A 337-nucleotide genomic window follows, 5' to 3' on the forward strand; every position below is an offset into this window, starting at 1 on the left:
CGACTACCGCGCCTTCCAAAGTACCTTCCAGATTTTCGATACGATAGTCCAGCGTCATCGTAGTCGACGGTAGCGACGCGCCGGGCAGATAGTCGGCAAACCTGATCTCGATGTCGTAGTCTTCGGCATCGGCCAGGTCGGCGCCTTCTTCGGCGTCGAGCACGAGCTGCAGCGGGAAGTTGTCATCTTGTGGAGTTTCTTCGAGCGAGTTGTCTACACACCCCGCTAAAAACAGTGTGAGTGTGAGTGTGAGCGCGGCGAGTGAAGTGAAAGAATTATATTTTTTCATGATGGATGTCGTTGTGGATTATAAGTCGAATTTGACACCGGCACGTGT

At 52.5% G+C, this 337-nt stretch carries 1 protein-coding gene; it reads right to left on the bottom strand.

Annotated features, from left to right (window positions below; genetic code table 11):
• Positions 1 to 289: hypothetical protein (locus KK062_RS30145; RefSeq protein WP_254088096.1), on the bottom strand; the 289-nt coding region annotated here is incomplete at its 3' end.
• Between the last annotated feature and the right edge of the window lie 48 nt (positions 290 to 337).

Origin of the sequence: Dawidia cretensis (assembly GCF_018598175.1) — a bacterium.
Classification (GTDB): domain Bacteria; phylum Bacteroidota; class Bacteroidia; order Cytophagales; family Cyclobacteriaceae; genus Ohtaekwangia; species Ohtaekwangia cretensis.